Genomic DNA, 21,500 nt, shown 5'->3' on the forward strand with positions numbered 1-21,500 from the left:
CCTCAGAGGTGATTGCCGATGGCTCTCAAAAAGAGAACCAGCGGCTGGCTCATTTGTTCATGATATGTTCTAATATAAAGCTAACGGCGCCGGCAGAGTCAATCGAATTGGCGCATCCAAAGATTCATGAGCGGAATCAAAGAGATTCAAACATGGACGTACAACGCAAGCTGGAGATTCTGGCGGATGCCGCCAAATACGACGCATCCTGCGCCTCCAGCGGCACCGAGAAGCGGGATTCCAGCGACGGCAAGGGCATGGGCTCGACCGCGCCGGGCATGGGCATCTGCCATTCCTACGCGCCGGACGGACGCTGCATCTCCCTGCTCAAGGTGCTGCTGACCAACGCCTGCAATTACGATTGCCTTTATTGCGTCAACCGCGCCTCCTCGAATGTCCCACGCGCCCGCTTCACCATCGACGAATTGGTCAAGCTCACGCTCGACTTCTACCGGCGCAATTACATCGAGGGCCTGTTTCTCTCCTCCGGCATCATCCGCAGCCCTGATTACACGATGGAGCAAGTGGTGAGCGTCGCGCGAAAACTGCGCGAGGAGCATCATTTCCGCGGCTACATCCATCTGAAGACCATTCCCGAGGCCGACGACGCGCTGATCGCCGAGGCCGGCAAATATGCCGACCGCCTTTCGATCAACATCGAGATGCCTGAGGAGACGAGCCTGCAGCAATTCGCGCCGGAGAAGGACGTGCGCGCGATCCGCCGCACCATGGGCCGGCTGCGGCTGAAGCTGGACGAGGCCGAGGAGAGCCGCAGCGCCAAGACGAAGGCCAAACCGCAGCGCTTCGCGCCCGCCGGACAAAGCACGCAGATGATCGTCGGCGCAGATAGCGCCTCCGATCACACCATTCTCCACACCAGCGCCAATCTCTACGGCGCCTACCGGCTGCGGCGCGTCTATTACTCCGCCTTCAGCCCGATCCCCGATGCCAGCCGCGCGCTGCCCCTGCGCGCGCCGCCGCTGCTGCGCGAGCACCGGCTCTACCAGGCCGACTGGCTGATGCGGTTCTACGGCTTCGATGTCGGCGAGATCGTCGACGACAGCGCGATGCTGCCGCTCGACATCGATCCCAAGCTGGCCTGGGCGCTGCGCCACCGCGACCGCTTCCCGCTCGACGTCAACCGCGCCAGCCGCGAGGAGCTGCTGCGCGTTCCGGGCTTCGGCACCAGGACGGTCGAACGCATCCTCGCAACGCGGCGCACCACCACGATCCGCCTCGCCGATCTCGCGCGGCTGCATGTGCCCCGCAACAAGGCGCTGCCGTTCATCGTCCTCAGCGATCACCGCCCCTCACCGCATCGTCTCGATGCCGCCGGGTTGATCGAACGGTTCAAGCCGAAAGCAACGCAACTGGGATTTGGCTTCTGATGCAGTACATCATGCTCGACACCGAAACCGATTACGACGGCTGGCGCAAAGCCGCGCGCAGCCTCGTGCTCCATCACGTGCCGCCCGGCGCGGTCACCTGGACCGTGCAGGGCCACGAAGCCGAGCTGTTCGCACCGTCCTCGCCGTCTCCGATCCTCGAGGTGAACGACGGCACGTTCACCGTCTCGGCAAAATTCGTCGAGCTTGCCAAGGCGGCGATCCTGCATCGCGACGGCGAGCGCTTTGCGATCCTCTATCGCTTGCTGTTCCGGCTGAAGGACAATCACGATCTCATCGAGGTCGCGACCGACCCCGATGTCGCGCTTGTCACGGCCATGGCGAAAGCGGTCTATCGCGACGAGCACAAGATGCATGCCTTCGTGCGCTTCCGCGAGATCGGCCGGGAACGCCAGGCGCACTACGTCGCCTGGTTCGAGCCGGAGCATCACGTCGTCGAGCTCGCCGCGCCGTTCTTCGCCAAGCGCTTTGCCGACATGCCCTGGTCGATCCTGACGCCGGACCTCTGCGCGCATTGGGACGGCCATGCGCTCTCGTTCACGCCGGGCGTCAGCAAGAGCGAGGCGCCGGGCGAAGACCGGCTGGAGGAAACCTGGCGGCGCTACTATGCCAGCATCTTCAATCCGGCCCGGCTCAAGGTGAAGGCGATGCAGGCCGAGATGCCGAAGAAATATTGGAGGAACCTGCCCGAGGCTTCGATCATTAAGCCCTTGATCGAGGACGCCGAGCGCATGACCGGCGCCATGATCGCCAATGCCGCAACCGATCCGCACAAGCCTCAGAAGCGGCCGGAGGCTCCGATGAAACGCAAGTCAGCTGCCGACGATCTCGAAACGCTCCGCGAGGAGGCCGCGCATTGCCGCGCCTGCCATCTCTACAAGGACGCGACACAGACCGTGTTCGGCGAAGGGCCGAAGAATGCCAACATCATGCTGGTCGGCGAGCAGCCCGGCGACAAGGAAGACCTCGCCGGCCATCCCTTCGTCGGCCCGGCCGGGCAAATGCTCGATCGCGCACTGGAGGAGGCCGGCGTCGACCGCAAGAAGGTCTATGTCACCAACGCGGTGAAGCACTTCAAATTCGTGCCGCGCGGAAAGATCCGCCTGCACCAGAAGCCGAACACACCTGAGATCCGGGCGTGCCGGCAATGGTATGAGCGGGAAGTTTCGACAATCCAGCCCGATCTCATCGTGGCAATGGGCGCCACTGCCGCGCAGAGCGTGTTCGGCAAGATCACCCCCATCGGCAAGAACCGCGGCCGGTTGATCGAGCTTCCCGACGGGCGCAAGGCGCTGGTGACGGTGCACCCGTCCTATCTGCTGCGACTACCTGATCCCGAAGCCAAGGTTCTGGAATATCGGCGCTTCGTCGAAGATCTGAAGATCGCCGCCGGCCTGCAGAAGAAGGCCGCACGGGCTGCGTGAATACAGTGGGAAATGGCTTCACGCCGTTGTCGACGATCCGATTTCTCAAATAGACAAGGGCCCGTGGAATGCACGGGCCCTTCATCTGTGCTTCGGACCCGGTCCTACGACGCCGCGAGCTGCTCCTCGACCAGCTTCACCCAATAGGACGTGCCGTAGACGATCGCCTCGTCGTTGAAATTGTAGGCGGGATGATGCAGGCCGGCGCTGTCGCCGTTGCCGCAGAAGATGAAGGCGCCGGGCCGCGCTTCCAGCATGTAGGCGAAATCCTCGCCGCCCATCAGCGGCGCCATCTCGTGGACATGGGCCTCGCCCGCGACCTGCGTGGCGATGCGCCGTGCCACCTCGGTCTCCGCCGCATGATTGTTCACGACCGGATAATTGCGCTTGTAGTGCAGGTCGATCTTGGCGCCGGTGATCTGCGCCATGCCCGCCACGACTTCATGCACGCGCTTCTCGACCAGCTTGCGCACCTCCGGCGACAGCGTGCGGATGGTGCCTCTCAGGGTCGCAGTCTGCGGAATGACGTTGCGGGCGTTGCCGGCGTGGAATTCGCAAATCGATACGACCGCCGATTCCAGGGGATCGACGCTGCGCGAGACGATCGACTGCAGGGCCGTGATCACCTGCGCGCCGACCAGCACGGAATCGATGCATTTGTGTGGACGCGCGGCGTGGCCGCCGACGCCCTCGATCATGATGTCGACTTCGTCGGTCGCCGCCATGATGGGGCCTGGCCTGATCGCGAACGAGCCGACCGGGATGCCCGGGCCGTTGTGCATGCCATAGACCTGTTCGATGCCGAACCGCTCCATCAGGCCGTCCTTGACCATGGCCGCGCCGCCGGCGCCACCCTCCTCGGCGGGCTGGAAGATCACCACGGCATCGCCGGCGAAATTGCGCGTCTCGGCGAGATAGCGGGCCGCGCCGAGCAGCATCGCGGTGTGGCCGTCATGGCCGCAGGCGTGCATCTTGCCGGGGATCTTGGAGGCGTAAGGCAGATTGGTCTGCTCCTCGACCGGCAGCGCGTCCATGTCGGCACGCATGCCGATCACCTTGAGCCCCTCGCCGGTTGGCTTGTTGCCCTTGATTACGCCGACGACGCCGGTCTGGCCGAGACCGGTCACGACTTCGTCGCAGCCGAACTCCCGCAACCGGTCAGCAACGAATGCTGCGGTGCGGTGGACATCGTACAACAGCTCGGGGTGCTGATGGATGTCCCGCCGCCAGGCCTGGATATCGGGTTGAAGGTCGGCGACGCGGTTCACGATGGGCATGGAAGGTCTCGAACTGTTGGAAATGCAGGTCTGTCTACCATGCAAGCGTCGGTCCACCCAACCGCCGGCAATCGGGGTCTAGCCCTGTTCACCCGGCATGGCCGGGCTTGTCCAGGTCGGCTGCGTCTGCCTATTAACGGAAAGCAAAGAGACCATCCGGGTGGAAGCAGAATGCCGAGGCGGCTTGAAGGTGAGTTTGACTACATTGTCGTCGGAGCCGGCACCGCGGGCTGCATCGTCGCCAACCGGCTGTCGGCTGTCCCAGGCAACCGCGTTCTCATCCTTGAAGCCGGCGGCGACGACAACTGGATCTGGTTCCATATCCCGGTCGGCTATCTCTTCGCCATCGGCAATCCGCGTTCGGACTGGATGTTCAAGACCGAGGCCGAGCCCGGCCTGAACGGCCGCTCGCTGGCCTATCCGCGCGGCAAGGTGATCGGCGGCTGCTCGGCAATCAACGCCATGATCTCGATGCGCGGACAGGCTGCCGACTACGATCATTGGCGCCAGCTTGGCCTGACCGGCTGGGGCTATGACGACGTGCTGCCGTTGTTCAAGCGCCTCGAGGACCACTTCCTCGGCGCCAGCGAGCATCACGGCGCCGGCGGTGGCTGGCGTATCGAAGCGCCGCGGCTGTCATGGGCCATTCTCGACGCGGTCGGTGACGCCGCCGAGGAGATGGGCATCAAGCGCATCCCGGATTTCAACACCGGCGACAATGAAGGCACCAGCTATTTCCACGTCAACCAGAAGCGCGGCCGGCGCTGGTCCTCGGCGCGCGGCTTCCTCAAGCCGGCCTTGAGGCGCCCCAATCTGCGGCTCGAGAAGCACGTGCTGGTCGACCGCCTCATCATCGAGCAGGGCCGCGCCGTCGGCGTGCGCTTCATCCAGAACGGCGAGATCATCGAGGCGCGCGCAAAGCGCGAGGTGGTACTCTCGGCAGGCTCGATCGGCTCGGTGCAGGTGCTGCATCGCTCCGGCATTGGACCGGCCGACTGGCTGTCGCCGCTCGGCATCGACATCGTCATGGACAAGCCCGGCGTCGGGCGCAATCTGCAGGATCACCTGCAGCAGCGCGCGATCTACAAGGTCGAGGGCGTGCGCACGCTGAACGAGACCTATTACAATCTGTTGCGCCGCGGCCTGATGGGGCTCGACTACGCTTTCCGCCGCCGCGGCCCGCTCACCATGGCGCCGTCGCAGCTCGGCATCTTCACGCGCTCCGATGCGACGCGCGCCCGCGCCAACATCCAATTCCACGTGCAGCCGCTCTCGCTCGACAAGTTCGGCGATCCCCTGCACCGTTTCCCTGCGATCACGGTGAGCGCGTGCAATCTGCAACCGACCTCGCGCGGCACCGTGCGGTTGCGCGCGACAACGCCTGACGAGAAGCCGATCATCGCGCCAAATTACCTGTCGACCGACGACGACCGCCAGGTCGCCGCCGACGCCATTCGCACCACGCGGCGCCTGATGCAGCAGAAAGCGCTGGCCAAATATCGCCCCAGTGAATATCTGCCCGGCCCCTCCGTCGGCGACGACGATGCCTCCCTCGCGAAAGCCGCCGGCGACATCGGCACCACCATCTTCCATCCCGTCGGCACCGCGAAGATGGGAACGGCGAACGATCCAATGGCGGTGGTGGACGAGCGGTTGCGATTCTACGGCCTCGACGGCCTGCGCATCGTCGATGCCTCGATCATGCCGACGATCACCTCGGGCAACACCAACACGCCGACCGCGATGATCGCTGAGAAGGGCGCCACGATGATTCTGGAGGATGCGAAGTAGCATCCCATCGCTCATGATCGATCCGCACCGTTTCTCAATCGGCCCCGCCGACGCAGAGATCGCCATGCTGCAATGGGGCGACAGCGGCAAGCCGCCTGCCCTGCTCGTACACGGCACCGGTTTCGTCGCCCACGTATGGCACGAGGTCGCGCGCGAGCTCGCATCGACCTACACCGTCTATGCCCTCGACCGCCGCGGTCATGGCGCAAGCCACAAACCCGGCGCCTATCACTTCCTTGATTACGCCGACGACATCTGCCGGGTGGTCGATACGCTCGATCTCCGCGACATCTACGGGATCGGCCACAGCGCGGGTGCGACCGATCTCCTTCTCGCGGCGAAACTCCTGCCCGGTCGCTTCGCACGCCTGTTCGTGATGGAGCCGACCGTCATGGACCCGCGCGCGGCGCGCTCCGGAGGATTGAGCGAAGAATCGCTCGCCCGCGTGCAGGGCACGCTACGCCGACGCGCCGAGTTCGACAGTCCCGACGCAGTGTTCGAACGTTACCGCGCAGCACCGGCGTTTGCGGATTGGACCGAAACCTCGCTACGGACGTATGTGCGCCACGGCTTCGCGCCCCTGGATGACGGCCGCGTCCGGCTCTGCTGCACGCCCAAAATCGAAGCCGCGATCTTGCTTCCCATCTACGAGGCGATGGAGCAGGTCTACATTGGGGATGCCCGCGGCAATCCGTTCGCGATGCTCAGCGAAATCGACTGCCCGGTGCGCGTCACGACAGCGGCGAAGTCGGGTCCAATCTACAAGGAGATGGCGCGACGCGCTGTGTCGCTGATCCCGGGTGTGACCACACGGATTTTCGAGAATGCCGGCCACTGCGTCGCGCAGGAAGTGCCGGAGCACGTGGTGGAAGCCGTGCGCGAGTTTGCCAAATAAGGTTCGGCCGCGGACCGAGGCGGCCTGAGCGAACGTCTCTAAGCCGACCTGCGCACCGCGTTGTCCACCAGCGTCTTGCCGAGCGACCAGATCGCACCGGGGACCTTGTGGCTGCCGGCGATGACGTCGTCGAAGGCGCGCTCGATCCAGGCGCAGTCTTCCTCGGTGATCGTGAGCGGCGGCAAGAGCTTGATGGTGTGGCTGCCGTGGCCGGCGACTTGCGTGAGGATCTTGTGATCCTTGAACAGCGGCACGGTGATGAGCTGGCAGAACAAGCCCTTGTTGGCGGTCTCCAGCACGTTCCAGGAGGCCCGCAGGCGCAGCGACTTCGGGGGGCCGAATTCGATACCGATCATCAAGCCCTTGCCGCGGACTTCCTTGAGCAGCTCGTAGCCTGGCACCATGCGCGTCAGCGCGAGGCGCAGCTCGGCGCCGCGCTTGGCGGCCGCATCGATCAGCTTCTCCGATTCCATGACGTCGAGCGTGGCTATGCCCGCGGCCATCGCGAGGTCGTTCTTGGAGAAGGTGGAGCCGTGCACCACCGCGCGGTCCATCTGGTTGAAGATCTTGTCGAAGATGCTCTTGCGCGTCAGCACGGCGCCGACCGGCACGTGGCCGCCCGACAGCGACTTCGACAGCAGCACCATGTCGGGCTCGACGTTCCAGTGCTCGACCGCGAGGAAGCGGCCGGTGCGGCCCATGCCGGTCTGGATCTCGTCGGCGACGAACAGCGTGCCGTATTTCTTGCAGAGCGCGGCCGCGCCGGGCAGGAACTCGTCGGTGGGCATGTTGACGCCCTTGCCCTGGATCGGCTCGACCACGAAGGCTGCGACCTCGCGCGAGGCCAGCGCCTTTTCCAGCGCCGCCAGGTCGTTGAACGGGATCGCGGTGCAGCCCGGCAGCAGCGGCTCGAAGCCGGTGCGGAAATTGGCATCGCCGGTCAGCGACAGCGCGCCGTAGGTCAGTCCGTGATAGCCGTGCGCGCAATAGACGATGCCGGGACGCCCCGTCGCGCCGCGCGCGAACTTGATCGCGGCCTCGACGCATTCGGCACCGGAATTGGCGAAGAACGCCTTGTCGAGATAGGGAACGTATTTCAGGAGGCGCTCAGCCAGCACACCTGCGAGCGTCGAGACGTCGAATTGGACGAGGTTGGGCAGGTCGGCATCGAGCACGCTCTTGAGCGCCTCGCGCATGACCGGATGATTGCGCCCGATCGCAAACACGCCGAAGCCGGACAACAGGTCGAGATAGCGCGCGCCCTCACGGTCGTAGAGATACTGCCCATGCCCCTTCTGAAAGCCGACATCGTAGCCGATGGTCTTGAGAACCCGGACGAACTGCTCGTTCAGATACCGGTTATGCAGGGTGCTGCGCTGGGCCTGACGGTCCGCGAATAGCTGAGACATGTCTGGATTTGGGCTGTGCATCCGCTACATACTTCGGTTGAGGGCCGTCTCGTCAACTGAAAACGGACCGTTACTGAAAACGGTCTGTGCGGCCTTTTGCCCTTTTTCGGACCATCTTCGCAAGCACAGCTTTAGACCATGTTGCACTGCCAAGGAACACACATGCGTTTGGCCCTTTACACCGGACTAATACTGGCTGGCGGTTACGCCGGCCTGACGCCCGCGCTCGCCGCGGATCCGACCGGCGACTGGCGGGTCGCCGACGGCGTTGCCAACATTCGCGTCGCCCAATGCTATGGCAGCATGTGGGGCGCGGTTTCCTGGGAAAAACAGCCCGGCGGACGCGACGAGAACAATCCGGACGCCTCGAAAAAGAACAGGCCGACGCTCGGCATGGCAACCCTGATCGACATGAAGAAGAAGCCCGGCGTCGATCAGTGGGAAGGACAGGTCTACAACGCCAAGGACGGCCAGCTCTACAGCGCGACCATCACGCCGGCCGGTCCCGACCAGCTCGAGATCAAGGGCTGCGTCATGGGCTTCCTCTGCGGCGGCGAAACCTGGACCCGGGTCGGCCCGCCGATCCCTTCGAGCCCTGCCAACGCCATGGCCAAGGGCGCAGCGAAATCCAGCGGCACTGCGCCGAAGCCCCAAGGGGGGCAAGCGGGGCAAGGGGCCCAAGCAGCCCAAGCCGGGAGCGGCACCACCACGCCTGCGCCCGCAGCTCCCAAGGCCGCCGGCGCAGCCAAGCCCGGTCAGAAGGGCGCCGCCGACCCGGTCGGCGACATCTGCCTACTCGCTGAGATTGCGGGGTTTGCCCATTAGGGCCGGCTGGAACAGCAGCACGGCGGCGAGCGTCGTCACCAGCGACAGTGCCAGCAGCTTGCCCATGCTGGACGTGCCGGGATGGCTCGACAGCCACAGGCTGCCGAACGCGGTCGCGGTCGTCAGCGCGCTGAAAAAGATCGCGCGCGTCAGGCTGGTCTGGAGCAGGTTCGTCCTGCCCGAGCGCCAGGCCACGACATAATAGATCTTGAAGGCGACGCCGACGCCGAGCAGCAGCGGAAGCGCGACGATGTTGGCGAAGTTGAGCGGCAGGCCGATCAACACGCAGATCTCGAGCGTCACCGCGCCGGCAACCAGCAGCGGCACCAGCGTCATCAGCACGTCGACGAAGCGGCGCAGCGTGATCCACAGCAGCAGCCCGATCACCAGCAGCGCATAGATGCCGGCGTGGATGAACGCCTTCACAACGGTGTCACCGGATTTCAGGATCGAGACCGGACCGCCGATCGCAGTCGGCTCGGCCTGGAGCACCGCCGCCGCGAATTTGCGCAGCGTATCGTTGTCGTTGGGATCGCCCTTGGGCAGCGCCTCGACGCGGATGATGCCGTCCTTGCTCTTCCAGGCGCTGACGAGATCGGGCGGCAGCGAGCTCAGGGTGACGGGACCTGCCTGCATCGCGTTCCTGAGCTGGTCGAACACGATCTTCAATGGCGCGACGAACACGTCCTGCGCCTTGTTGCGCGTGGCCTCGTCGCCGTTGGCGAGCTTCTCGAGCGCGTCGGCAAGACGGCGCGAGGCAACAGCGCCCGGGCCCTTCGCGTCGCCCGCGGTCCGGCGCAGATTGTCGACCGACGATTTCAGCGATTCGACATTCTCCTGGTCCGTCGGCGCCGCGTCGATCTGATCGGGGTTGAGCGCCGGATTCAGCACCTTGGCGCCCTGCGCGATGAGCTTCAGCTTCGGCGGCTGGTCCTGCGGCACGAAGCTGTCGAGCGACATCACCCTCAGCACCTCGGGCACCTTCTCCAGCTTCGCCTCGACCCGCCTTGCCTGCTCCTCGGACGTGGTCATCACGTTGATGGCATTGGCACCAGTATTGGGGTCCTTGCGCAGATCGAGGAAGGTGGCGATCGACTCGGCGTGCGGATTGCGCAGGTTCATCGGGTTGAAGTCGAACTTCATGAAGTAGAGCAGCGGCAGGCCGCCGAGCGCGAGCAGCAGCGTGCCGCCGACGATCAGCACGCGGTGCTTCTCGAGGAAGTGGTCGAGCGGCGCCAGGAAGGCGTAGCCGACAGGCTCCGGCTCGCCGGGCGGGTTCAGAAGCTTGAGCAGCGCCGGCAGAACGGTGATCGACGAGATGAACGCCACCAGCATGCCGACGCCGGCGATCTGGCCGAGCTCTGCGATGCCCTTGTAGTCGGTCGGCATGAAGCAGAGGAAGCCCGCGGCCGTCGCCATCGCCGCCAGCGACAGCGGCACCGCCGAGCGCTTGGCTGCCAGCACCAGCGCGCCGGCGAGATCGTCGTGCTTGTAGCGCTCCGAGCGGTAGCGGACGCTGTACTGGATGCCGAAGTCGACCCCTAAGCCGACGAACAGCACCGCGAACGCGATCGACAGCAGGTTGAACGATCCGACCATCATCAGGCCGGCCGCTGTCGTGATCGCCAGACCGACGAACAGATTGACGAACACCGCGAAGATGATCTTCGACGAATGCAGCGCGAGCCATAGGATGACCAGCACGACGAGAATCGTGCCGACGGCGTTGACGACCGCGCCCTCCTGAACGGTGGCGTATTCCTCGTTGGCGATCGGCACCGGACCGGTCAGCCGCACCCGCGCTTGGTATTTGCCGGCAAAATCCAGATCCGCCGCCGCTTTCCGGATCGCGTCGGTCGCATCCTTGCCGGGCTCCAGCGCGTTGTAGTCGAGAATCGGCTTGAACTCGATGAAGGTGCGCTTGTCGGAATCCTTGAGCGGCTCGTCGCTGACGAGTTCGCGCCAGGAGAAGCTGGCGTTGCCCTTGTTGAGCACGGTCTCGACTGTCTGCGCGATCAGGTTGAAGGGCCGCTCGGTGCTGTCGAGCTTGACCTGGCCCCGCTTGACGCCGGCAAGGCCGGTCTCCAGCGCCCCGGTCAGGCCGCGGATCGAGGGATCGCCGGCCATGATCTCGATCAGCGGCGCGGCGGCTTCGAACTGGCCGGTGATCTTGCCGACCTCCTCGGTCGGCAGGAACAACAGGCCGTTCCGCTCGAAGAACGCGCCGCTGCCGAGCTGCTGCATCGAGTGGAAGTTGGTCCTGTCGTCCTTCAGCCTGGCATAGAGCGCGTCTGCCGCGGCGCTCGCCATTTCCGGCGTCCTGGCCTCGACCACAGCGAGGATCATTTCGTTCTGATCGAACGCCTTGTCGAATTGCTGGTCACGCTGCCGCCAGTCCAGATTCTGGGCAATCAGCGAGTTGATATCGGTGTTGATGGCAAAGTGGCGCGCAGCGTAATAGCCCGCCCCCACCGACAGCAGGAGCCCGAGAACGACGACGAGGGAGGCAAACCGGGTGCAGGCCCTGACGATGGCAACGACGACGCTTTGCAGCACTTCTTTTCTTTCTGCGGTTAACAGCTTGCCGGAAACGCCCGCTGTTTATCGGAGTTCCCGGCCGAAACCTATTGCTGTTTTGGGTGGTTCTCGCCGCCAGAAGGTTCGAGGTAAACGGCGGGAGACCGTGGCAAAATCATGCGGGGCGGCCGGTATAGGCAGGGAGTTGAGGCGGGAACGTGACGAAGGACTATGCAGGAATGTCGCGCACGCAGGCACACCGCAATCCCTACTAAAATACCTCATAGACCCTCCCTCAGCGGTTCCACCTTCCCCTACCGCCGATTTTTTGACACAAAGTATTGCGCCTCCATGCGCCGGAGCCGTCCACAGAGGTGGGTGGCTACCGCAGGCGCGAACCAATGGTGCGGATATTGCAACTCATTGGTCAGTATCGGAGTGCCGCTTGGGGACTGCAAAGAGCGGATTGGTGCAACTTGCGTGATGGGCGTCCAATGGAAGTTTATCTGGCGCAACCGCGCGGCTTCTGCGCGGGGGTGGTACGAGCAATCGAAATCGTGGAGCGGGCGCTGGAGAAGTACGGCCCGCCCGTCTACGTGCGCCATGAGATCGTGCACAACAAATACGTCGTCGAGAGCCTGAAGGCCAAAGGAGCCATCTTCGTCGAGGAACTCTCCGAGGTACCGCCGAAGGCGGTGACGGTGTTCAGCGCGCATGGCGTCGCCCGCAGCGTCGAGGAAGAGGCCGTCGCGCGCGACCTTCCGGTGCTCAATGCCACCTGCCCGCTGGTCACGAAAGTTCACAATCAGGGGAAGCGCTACATCGGCAAGGGCCGCACCCTGATCCTGATCGGCCATGCCGGCCATCCCGAGGTCGAGGGCACGATGGGCCAGGTCCCGGGGCCGGTGCAGCTTGTCCAGAGCCTTGAAGAGGTTAAGGCGCTGACCCTGCCGGCGGATACGCCAGTGGCCTACATCACCCAGACCACCCTGTCGGTCGACGACACCAAGGACATCATCGCGGCCCTTCAGGCCCGCTTTACAGACATTCAAGGTCCGGATATCCGGGATATCTGCTATGCGACACAGAACCGCCAATCTGCGGTAAGGGACTTGAGCAAGCTGGTCGACGTGATCTTGGTGGTGGGCGCTGCCAACAGCTCGAACTCGAACCGGCTCCGCGAAATCGGCACTGAGGCCGGCGTCGCGAGTTATTTGATTGCCGACGGCAGCGAGCTCAATCCGGAGTGGTTGAAGGATGCCAGGACCGTCGGCGTCACGGCCGGCGCTTCGGCGCCCGAGGTACTCGTGGATGACGTGATCGAAGCGATGCGGCGGATCGGACCGGTAAAGGTCTCGGTGTTGCCGGGCCGCGAGGAAAACATCGAATTCCGGCTTCCGGCCCAACTGGCCGCGAGCTGACCCACCCGAATTGAAAAGCCCAGAAAGAAACCTGTAATGGCTATCCCGTTCTTCAAGGAAATGCGTATCGGCGGCTATTTGCTCAAGCAGAAACTGCTTGGCCGCAAGCGCTATCCGCTCGTGCTGATGCTGGAGCCGCTGTTCCGCTGCAACCTCGCCTGCGTCGGCTGCGGCAAGATCGATTATCCCGATGCGATCCTCAACCGCCGCATGACGGCGCAGGAGTGCTGGGACGCCGCCGACGAGTGCGGCGCGCCGATGGTCGCCATTCCCGGCGGCGAGCCGCTGATCCACAAGGAGATCGGCGAGATCGTGCGCGGCCTCGTCGCGCGCAAGAAGTTCGTCTCGCTCTGCACCAACGCGCTGCTGCTGGAGAAGAAGCTCGATCTGTTCGAGCCCTCGCCCTATCTGTTCTTCTCGGTGCATCTCGACGGCCTGCGCGACCACCACGACAAGGCCGTGTCGCAGAAGGGCGTGTTCGACCGCGCGGTGTCGGCGATCAAGGCGGCCAAGGCGCGCGGCTTCACCGTCAACGTCAACGCCACCATCTTCGACGGCCACCCGGCCGAGGAGATCGCCAAATTCCTCGACCTCACCACCGAGCTCGGCGTCGGCGTCTCGATGTCCCCGGGCTACGCCTATGAGCGCGCGCCGGACCAGGAGCACTTCCTCAACCGCACCAAGACCAAGAAGCTATTCCGCGACGTCTTTGCGATGGGCAAGGGCAAGAAGTGGAATTTCATGCATTCCGGACTGTTCCTGGACTTCCTCGCCGGCAACCAGGAATACGAATGCACCCCGTGGGGCATGCCCGCGCGCAACATCTTCGGTTGGCAGAAGCCCTGCTACCTGCTCGGTGAAGGCTACGCGAAAACCTTCAAGGAGCTGATGGAGACCACAGACTGGGATTCCTACGGCACCGGCAAGTACGAGAAGTGTGCCGACTGCATGGCCCATTGCGGCTACGAGCCCACGGCTGCGACCGCAGCGCTCAACAACCCGCTGAAGGCGATGTGGGTGGCGTTGCGCGGCGTGCGGACGAGCGGCCCGATGGCGCCGGAGATCGACCTCTCCAAGCAGCGCCCGGCGCAGTACATCTTCTCCGAGCAGGTCCAGAAGAAGCTCTCGGAGATCCGCAAGGACGAAGCCGCTGCCGCACAGGCAAAGGCCGCGCAAAAGGCTTCGACGGCCGCGTAAAGCGCAGAGCCCGTAGCCCGGATGGAGCGCAAGCGAAATCCGGGATGGTCTCTCCAAGGCCCCGGATTACGCTTCGCTCCGTCCGGGCTACGAACGTCGAAACAAAAAGGCCCGGACGCCAATGGCGACCGGGCCCTTTCTTTATTCTCAGATCGAAGCCCCCGCTCACGCCGCCTTCGACACCAAGGCCTCGCTCTCGACGAACTCCGTCCCGATCAGATAATCGCGGCAGCCGCGCAACGACCGCAGGGCGCGGTTGAAGTCGATGCCGGTCGAGACCAGGGCATGCAGCGTTGCCGGATTGCGCACGATGCCGCGCAGCACGGCTCCGAGGTCGATCTGGCCGTTCGGCTTGATCGCGGCGCGGGCCAGCGCCGGCAGCGCGCGGTGGGCGGGGTCGCTGATGACGCGGACCGCGGCGAAGGGCAGCCCGGCGTCGGCGGCGTAGGCCGCGGCGATGTGGCTTTCCATGTCGACCGCGGCGGCCCCCGTCTCGGAGTGCAGGGCCGCCTTGCAGGAGCGCTTCGTGACCACTTCCTCGGCACCGGCGAGACTACCGCGCACGACGCGGCGGCGGCCGGACGTCAGGCGATCGATCAGATCGTCGCCGAGCGACAGGCCGGCGGCCCAGCGGGTGTCGCCGGAGAGCACCTCGGTCGCCAGCACGACGTCGCCGGAGCGCAAGCTCGGATCGAGCCCGCCGGCCACGCCGAACGAGATCACACCGCGAATCGTCTCAGGATCCACCACCGTCAGAAGCGCCCGCAACTGGGTCGGGCTGCTGGATGAACAGATGACCGCCATTCCGGGCCCAGCCGCGATGCGGGCCTCCTGAACCAATCCGGTCACGATCAGTATCGGCCGCGGGTCGATGGCCTGACCCGCGGTAACATAGTCCCCCGTCCCCAAAGTCACATTCCGACCCCTACCACCCTGCTGTTGGTGTTCCGCAAGTTCCGATACCGCGCCAACGCCCACAGCGGAAAGAACTTTGGGTAACCATGATAACGTAGATAGAACACGCGGGGGAAGCCTGTGGCGGTGTACCGCTGCTCGTCCCACAGTCCTTTTTTGTCTTGTGTTGCAATCAGGTACTCCACCCCGCGGGCAACGGCCGGGTGATCAACCTCGCCTGCCGCCATCAGGGCAAGCAAGGCCCATGCCGTTTGCGAGGCGGTCGAGGGAGCGGCCTCCCAGCCCTTGTAGTCGAGGCGGTAGCTGACGGCGTCCTCGCCCCAGCCGCCGTCGTCGTTCTGGATCGAGGTCAGCCAGGCCGCCGCCTTGCGGATCATGGGGTCCTTGTGGTCGACCCCGGCCATGTTGAGGGCGCACAGCACCGACCAGGTTCCATAGATGAAGTTCATACCCCAGCGGCCGTACCAGGACCCCTCCGGGTGCTGGGTCTTCCGCAGATAGGCGACCCCGGCGGCCACCTGCTTGCTGGTCTTGGCGGTCTCACCGAGCTGGGCCAGCATCGAGATGCATCGCGCCGTGACGTCCTCAGTCGGCGGATCGAGCAGCGCGCCATGGTCCGAGAACGGGATGTTGTTGAGGTAATATTCGAGGTTGTTGACGTCGAAGGCGGCCCAGCCACCGTCGTCGCTCTGCATGCCCTCGATCCACTCCCGGCCGCGGGCGATCGCGTCGTCATAGCCGGCCGCACCGTGCTCCCGGCGCATGCGGTCCATCGACATCACCACGACGGCGGTGTCGTCGAGATCGGGGTAATGGGCATTGTTGTATTGGAAGGCCCAGCCGCCCGGGCGCACGTCGGGCCGCTTCACCGCCCAGTCGCCCTTCACCTCGAGCTCCTGCCTCGGGATCAGCCAGTCGAGGCCCTGCTTGGCGGCCGGCACCGCCTTGTCACCGCCGGCCTCCAGCAGCGCATGCGCGGTGAGCGTCGTGTCCCACACCGGAGAGACGCAGGGCTGGCAATAAGCTTCGTCGTCCTTGATGACGAGCAACTTGTCGATGCCCCGGCGCGTGATCGCGCGTGGCGGGAAGTTCTCGTCCTTGCCGAGGGCGTCGTACATCATGACGATGTTGGCCATGGGCGGGTAGATCGCGCCCATGCCGTCCTCGCCGTTGAGCCGTTCCTCGGTGAAGGCGAGCGCGGCGTCGATCGCGCGCTTGCGCAGACTCTTCGGAAACAGCGGCTCGATCACGCGCAGGATCGCATCGAGCGAACGAAACAACAGAAACCAGGCCATGCTCTGGTGCGGCGCCTTGGCGGTCATGCCGATCGAGCGCGGATCCTGCAGGAACAATTCGTCGATGCCGACGCCCTTCGGATTCCTCGCGCGCGGCTTCAGCGCGGCGATCACCATCAGCGGCACCATCGTGGTGCGCGCCCAGTAGGAGATCTTGTTGAGGTGGAACGGCGACCAGAACGGCAGCAATACGATCTCGATCGGCAGCACCGGCACCGCGCGCCAGGTCACGACACCGAAGGTCGCGAGAAGGAAGCGGGTGAAGACGTTGCTGTTGATCGCGCCGCCGCGGGCATGGATTGCCTCGCGCGCCCGCACCATATGCGGCGCGTCGATGGAGTCGCCGATCATCTTCAGCGCGAAGTACGCCTTCACGCTGGCGCTCATGTCGAACTCGCCGTCATGCACCAGCGGCCAGCCGCCATGGGTACCCTGGATGCGGCGCAGATAGTTGCCGATCTTGGCCTCGAGCACGGTGTCGACGGGCTCGGCGAGATAATGGCGCAGCAGAACGTATTCGGCCGGAATCGTGCAGTCGGCCTCGAGCTCGAACACCCAATGGCCGTCGGCTTGCTGGAAGCCGAGGAGGCCCTGGGTGGCCGACGCAATGCTCGATTCCAAAGCTTCGCGGCTGGTCGCGGTCACGGAATCCATGTCGCTCGATTGCTCCGATAGTCGATTGAAAGTTGACCGGGAGAATTGCCCGTCGGGCCGCCTTTCAGGATCCTTTGGCGGCCAGAACCAGATCGGCGGCGCGGTCACCCGACCGGACCGATCCCTCGATGGTTGCTGGCAATCCCGTAGCAGTCCAGTCGCCGGCGAGGAACAGGTTTTTCAGCGCAGTGACCGGCCCGGGACGCAGGGCGTTCTGGGCCGGCGTCGCCGCAAATGTGGCGCGGCGCTCGCGCACGATCTGCCAAGGAGGCAGCTCACCGGAGACACCGCCCGCCTCGCAGACCTCGTTCCAGATCGTCTGCGCCAGTTCCTCGCGCGGCATGTCGACCAGGCGGTCGCCATTGCTGATGGTCACCGAGAGCCGGTTCGGGAACGCGAACAGCCATTCCACCACGCCGCCGATCACGCCGAGGATGGGCGCCGAGCCCGGCGGCGGCTCAAAGCGGAAATGCGCGTTCACAATGGCGCGGAATTCGGTCGGCGTCTTCAGCCCCGGGAGCAGGCTAGCGGCCGCGCGCGGCGGCACCGCCATCACGACGACATCGCCCGCACCGAGCTGGATCAAATCCTCGCCGCCGAAATTCAGCGCGGTCACCTTGCCGTCCGTGCTGACGAACGAGCGCAGCTCGTGGCCGAGCTGAACGCTGTGACCACGCTCCTGCAGAAACTTCACGGCGGGTTCGATCAGAACCGCGCTGAGACCGTCGCGCGCGATCAGCGGACGACAGGCCTGCCCGCCCGCAAGCAGCGTCTCCCGCACGATCGCGCCGGCGAGCCCGGCCGAGCCCTCGGGCGGATCGACGTTGAGAGCTGCCAGCAGCAGCGGCTGCACCAGGCGCTGATAGAGGATGCCCTCGGTCGGAATCGACTTGCCGACCAGCGTCTCCTCCGACGCCCAGATCAGTGGCGCCAGCTTGAGATAATCGGAAAGGCCGGTGTCGGGCACGCGGCGGCTTTCGTCGAGCACCCAGGTCGGCCACCGGCCATCGCCGAGATCGATCTGCCAGCGCTGCCCGGTTTTGACATCGACGAACGGAAATTGCGCCCGCTCGGGGCCGACCAGGCCCGCCTCGGTGCCGATCGCGCGCGCATAGGCGCGCGCATGGCTGTTGCCCGACAGCAGCAGATGATTGCCGTTGTCGATGGTGAGATTGGTGGCGCCGTCGAAATAGGACCGGCAGCGGCCGCCGGCCTGGTGCGTCGCCTCGTGCACGGCGACCTTGAAGCCGGCATTGGCGAGCCGCACGGCGGCGGAGAGGCCGGAAATTCCAGCGCCGATGATGTGAGCTGTGTTTTGCATCAGATGAAAGCGTAACGGAGCAGGATCAGGATGCGCGTGATCTTCGACACACGGACCGGCTCGCGCGGCGCGGTGAAGCCGCGCGCGATCAGGAGGTCCAGAATGGAATGGTAGTATTTCGACATGATCCGCGGCGCGCGCACGGCGCGGCGCCTGTTGCGGTTCATGATCTCGTCCGACTTCTCGAAGTGCACCTTGGCGCGCTGCGCCAGCGGCATGCAGACCTTCGGCAGCGCGCGCTCGGCGATCACGCGGTTCGGATCATCAGAGGTGATGCCGGCATGCAGCAGCGCCTCGCGCGGCAGATAGAGCCGGCCAAGGCCGGCGTCCTCGTCGATGTCGCGCAGGATGTTGGTGAGCTGCAGCGCGCGGCCGAGGTGGTGCGCGAGCAGGATGCCGTCTTCCTCGGGCATGCCGAACACGCGCACCGACAGCCGCCCCACGGCGCTGGCGACGCGGTCGCAATACAGATCCAGCGTCGCCATGTCGGGCGCACGGATGTCCTGCGGCACGTCCATCTCCATGCCGTCGACGATGGCGAGGAAATCCTCGCGCTTGAGCCCGAAGGTCTTCACCGAGGCGACGTAGTCCTTCAGCCGCGGCGGCGGATGGCCCTGATAGAGCGCGTCAATATCGTTGCGCCATTCCTGAAGTGCGGCGAGCCGCTCGTCGCGCGGGCCGTCGGAATCGGCGATGTCGTCGACCTGGCGGCAGAAGCTGTAGATCTGAAACATCGCTTCGCGCTGATCACGCGGCAGGATGCGCATCGCGGCATAGAACGAGCTGCCGGATGCGGTCGAGCCGTAATTGGCGCCGGGCGTGGTCGCCTCAAGCGTCATGGGCAGTCCCCGGTCTGGAAATGGCCTTGCGACGGATCGCACGGCGGCCAACTTCGCCGATGATCCCGGCGAGGCTGAAGGCGAGCAGCTCGAATTTGTTCAGATGCACGCGCTCCCGCAAGGGATCGCGTACCTTGAGCAAGCGCACGATGCGGTCGGCATAGGCCTGGATGACGGAGACGTCGACGCCGAGACGGAAATCCCGGATCTCGGCTGCGAGCGACCTGCCCTCTCCGAGCAGCACCTCGTTGCGTGCGGCGAGCGACTGCAGGCAGGCCAGCATCGCCGGCGGCGACTGCGCGAGACCGAGTTGCTCGACGGAGGCGCCGTGCGCTGCCAGCGCATCGCGCGGCAGATAGACGCGGTTGAGCTCGCGATAATCCTTGCCGCAATCCTGCAAGTGATTGTTGATCTGAAGGCCCGCGCAGAGCGCGTCCGAGGCGGCCCATGTCGAGGTGCTCTCGCCGTGAACGTCGAGCATGAAGCGGCCGACCGGCATCGCCGAGTAGCGGCAATAATGGATGACCTCGTCCCAGGTCTCATAGCGCAGCTTGGTCACGTCCATGCGGAAGGCGATCAGCACGTCGAGCGCATGACGTGGCGCCATGCCGCGCTCGGCCAGCGCGCGGCGCAAGCTGACGGCCTCAGGCTGGGTGTCACCCTTGCCGAGCAGTTCCGCCTCGAGCAGATCGAGATAAGCGAGCTTCTGGTCGGGGGGGAGCGTGGCGTGATCGGCGATGTCGTCCGCGGTGCGGACGAAATTGTAATAGGCCAGGATCAGGGCGCGATGACGCGGATGAATGATCCAGGACGCGACGGGAAAATTCTCGTCGCGGTCACCCTTGCCGGATCGCAATTCGCTCGCAGAGGTCATCGAGGGCTGGTTTACAATCGTTTGGACAGGAAGGGCTTTTTCGCTCGGGCGGGCTCACGCCGGCGACGCCGCCGCGGCCCCCATATAGGGGAATACGGCCGCAAAACCAATCCTGTCCGTCGATGGCTGCCCCTTCGAATTGGGCCCGGAAAAGCGGCCGAGGGCCGCCTTTCTAGGCCAATGGCCGAGTTTATTGATTGTGGTTCTTCAGCACCTGGTCGCAGGCCTGCGAGATCTTGGCCCGGTTCTCCTTGAGGCAGGCCAGGATGGTGAAATCGCCCTGGTCGATGACCGGGCGGCAGAACTTCTGCACATCGCGGGTGCAGGCCTTCTGCTCGGCGTCCGTGCCACGCCCTTGTTGGGCGAACGCTGCCGTCGAAAGGGAGGCCGACAGCAGGGTGAGAGCGACGAGAAGATTGCGCATTGTATTCCTTCATTCTGACGGCAGAATCGCACCGATCCCGGACTGCGCAGGGCGGATGGCCGGAACGGATTGGTTCTGATGGCAAGTCGCCGCTTGTAGCGGCCTCAGGGAAGGCACAAGCACTGGCAAATGCGGCCAAATTGGCGCCGCCCCCGCCGAATCAGGTCTTCCCCGCGCCTTCATTGACAGATGTAAGGGATTGATACTACATCATAATTCGGGAGCATTGCGTTTTAATGCAGACCTGTTGCCGCGCTGCATCTCTTCGCCCGTCCTCGGCTGCCGGAAACATGACGAAGCGCGGCAAATCGCGGCCCCTGGAAGCACGGCGCGGCCGCGTGAACCGCCGTCTCTGGCCGCCGGGCTTTGAACCTGCGACTTGCTCGGAGCACTAAACTTTCGATGTGGCGAGACGTTCTCGATCGAAGCGAACGTCGTTCCAAAGCGGGATATTCGAGATGACATTCTTTTGGCGATCTGGACTGGCAATCAGGGCGGCCGGCATCGGGGTGGCGCTGCTCTTCTCGGCATCGGCAAGCCACGCACAGTCGTCCGGACCGTTTGCCGGCTTCGACGGCGCGTGGACCGGAACCGGCACGGTGTCGCTGTCCGACGGCTCCACCGAGCGCATTCGCTGCAAAGCGGACTATAAGGTCGCCGGCAGCGGCCTCAACTTGAAGCAGGCGCTGAGCTGCGCCTCCGACAGCTACAAGTTCAACCTCACCAGCGACGTGACGAGCCAGGGCGACCGCATCTCCGGCAACTGGAGCGAGTCCAGCCGCAACATCTTCGGCAATCTCCAGGGCACCGCCGGCGGCGGCCAGATCGAGGTCTTCGTCGAGGCCAACGGCTTTGCCGCCAACCTGTCGCTGCGCACCAACGGCACCAAGCAGACGGTGCAGATCTCGTCCAAGGGCGAGATCCGTGGCGTCAACATCACGATGACGAAGGGCTGAAGGCCTTTCGCACGCAATGAGGAACATGCCCCCGGTTCTCGCGAGCCGGGGGCTTTTTGC

17 protein-coding genes are annotated in these 21,500 nt (G+C 64.7%); 8 read left to right on the plus strand and 9 right to left on the minus strand.

Annotated elements, in window-relative coordinates; genetic code table 11:
* Positions 1-152: 152 nt before the first annotated feature.
* Positions 153-1,388 (plus strand): putative DNA modification/repair radical SAM protein, encoded by a 1,236-nt coding sequence (locus I6F16_RS06490; RefSeq protein WP_225113504.1) that lies wholly within the window; start codon positions 153-155, stop codon positions 1,386-1,388.
* Complete coding sequence (locus I6F16_RS06495; RefSeq protein ID WP_225113505.1) at positions 1,388-2,830, plus strand: UdgX family uracil-DNA binding protein; 1,443 nt, start codon at positions 1,388-1,390, stop codon at positions 2,828-2,830. The genes I6F16_RS06490 and I6F16_RS06495 overlap by 1 nt, the downstream gene beginning before the upstream one ends.
* A gap of 104 nt (positions 2,831-2,934) precedes the next feature.
* Here the strand turns inward: I6F16_RS06495 and I6F16_RS06500 are convergent, their stop codons facing one another.
* The gene (locus I6F16_RS06500; protein WP_225113506.1) at positions 2,935-4,107 is read right to left on the minus strand and encodes a M20 aminoacylase family protein; all 1,173 of its coding nucleotides are present in this window, start codon (positions 4,105-4,107) and stop codon (positions 2,935-2,937) included.
* Between the two features lie 171 nt (positions 4,108-4,278).
* Here I6F16_RS06500 and I6F16_RS06505 point away from each other — a divergent pair, with 171 nt between their 5' ends.
* Both I6F16_RS06505 and I6F16_RS06510 read left to right on the plus strand, forming a co-directional pair.
* Positions 4,279-5,898, plus strand: a complete 1,620-nt coding sequence (locus I6F16_RS06505) for a GMC family oxidoreductase N-terminal domain-containing protein (RefSeq protein ID WP_225113507.1) — start codon at positions 4,279-4,281, stop codon at positions 5,896-5,898.
* A 13-nt stretch (positions 5,899-5,911) separates the two neighbouring features.
* Positions 5,912-6,793 (plus strand): alpha/beta hydrolase, encoded by an 882-nt coding sequence (locus I6F16_RS06510; RefSeq protein ID WP_225113549.1) that lies wholly within the window; start codon positions 5,912-5,914, stop codon positions 6,791-6,793.
* 38 nt (positions 6,794-6,831) lie between these two features.
* Here the strand turns inward: I6F16_RS06510 and hpnO are convergent, their stop codons facing one another.
* A complete protein-coding gene (gene hpnO, locus I6F16_RS06515; RefSeq protein WP_036006078.1) occupies positions 6,832-8,223 on the minus strand; it encodes an aminobacteriohopanetriol synthase HpnO in 1,392 nt (463 codons plus the stop codon).
* Positions 8,224-8,364: 141 nt separating this feature from the next.
* On the opposite strand from hpnO, the gene I6F16_RS06520 reads away from it, so the two are divergent.
* On the plus strand, positions 8,365-9,027 hold the full coding sequence (locus I6F16_RS06520) for a DUF2147 domain-containing protein (RefSeq protein ID WP_036006080.1): 663 nt from the start codon (positions 8,365-8,367) through the stop codon (positions 9,025-9,027).
* Here the strand turns inward: I6F16_RS06520 and I6F16_RS06525 are convergent.
* On the minus strand, positions 8,995-11,583 hold the full coding sequence (locus tag I6F16_RS06525; protein ID WP_225113508.1) for an MMPL family transporter: 2,589 nt from the start codon (positions 11,581-11,583) through the stop codon (positions 8,995-8,997). The genes I6F16_RS06520 and I6F16_RS06525 overlap by 33 nt on opposite strands.
* 455 nt (positions 11,584-12,038) lie before the next feature.
* Between I6F16_RS06525 and ispH the strand changes: the two genes are divergently transcribed.
* On the plus strand, positions 12,039-12,965 hold the full coding sequence (gene ispH / locus I6F16_RS06530; protein ID WP_225113509.1) for a 4-hydroxy-3-methylbut-2-enyl diphosphate reductase: 927 nt from the start codon (positions 12,039-12,041) through the stop codon (positions 12,963-12,965).
* Positions 12,966-13,001: 36 nt separating this feature from the next.
* Positions 13,002-14,162 (plus strand): adenosyl-hopene transferase HpnH, encoded by a 1,161-nt coding sequence (hpnH, locus tag I6F16_RS06535; RefSeq protein ID WP_036006086.1) that lies wholly within the window; start codon positions 13,002-13,004, stop codon positions 14,160-14,162.
* A gap of 165 nt (positions 14,163-14,327) precedes the next feature.
* Here hpnH and I6F16_RS06540 read toward each other — a convergent pair whose 3' ends face one another.
* The 6 genes from I6F16_RS06540 to I6F16_RS06565 form a co-directional block, all read right to left on the minus strand.
* Positions 14,328-15,077, minus strand: coding sequence for a phosphorylase (locus I6F16_RS06540; protein ID WP_036006088.1), 750 nt, complete (start codon positions 15,075-15,077; stop codon positions 14,328-14,330).
* Positions 15,074-17,026: a squalene--hopene cyclase gene (shc, locus tag I6F16_RS06545; RefSeq protein WP_036023097.1), complete on the minus strand. Its 1,953-nt coding sequence runs from the start codon at positions 17,024-17,026 to the stop codon at positions 15,074-15,076. The genes I6F16_RS06540 and shc overlap by 4 nt, the downstream gene beginning before the upstream one ends.
* A gap of 64 nt (positions 17,027-17,090) precedes the next feature.
* Positions 17,091-18,347 carry a hydroxysqualene dehydroxylase HpnE gene (gene hpnE / locus I6F16_RS06550; protein ID WP_225113510.1) on the minus strand — a complete coding sequence of 419 codons (1,257 nt, stop codon included), beginning with the start codon at positions 18,345-18,347 and terminating at the stop codon, positions 17,091-17,093.
* Positions 18,347-19,186, minus strand: a complete 840-nt coding sequence (gene hpnD, locus I6F16_RS06555; protein WP_057027142.1) for a presqualene diphosphate synthase HpnD — start codon at positions 19,184-19,186, stop codon at positions 18,347-18,349. Before hpnD ends, hpnE begins: the two co-directional genes overlap by 1 nt.
* Entirely contained in the window at positions 19,176-20,060 is an 885-nt protein-coding gene (gene hpnC, locus I6F16_RS06560; protein ID WP_109144429.1) for a squalene synthase HpnC, read from the minus strand. The genes hpnD and hpnC overlap by 11 nt, the downstream gene beginning before the upstream one ends.
* Positions 20,061-20,250: 190 nt before the next feature.
* Positions 20,251-20,484: a hypothetical protein gene (locus I6F16_RS06565; protein ID WP_025035011.1), complete on the minus strand. Its 234-nt coding sequence runs from the start codon at positions 20,482-20,484 to the stop codon at positions 20,251-20,253.
* A 458-nt stretch (positions 20,485-20,942) separates the two neighbouring features.
* On the opposite strand from I6F16_RS06565, the gene I6F16_RS06570 reads away from it, so the two are divergent.
* Positions 20,943-21,440, plus strand: a complete 498-nt coding sequence (locus I6F16_RS06570) for a hypothetical protein (protein ID WP_036006098.1) — start codon at positions 20,943-20,945, stop codon at positions 21,438-21,440.
* Positions 21,441-21,500: the final 60 nt, after the last annotated feature.

It is taken from the genome of Bradyrhizobium sp. IC4060 (assembly GCF_020193715.1).
Lineage (GTDB): Bacteria > Pseudomonadota > Alphaproteobacteria > Rhizobiales > Xanthobacteraceae > Bradyrhizobium > Bradyrhizobium yuanmingense.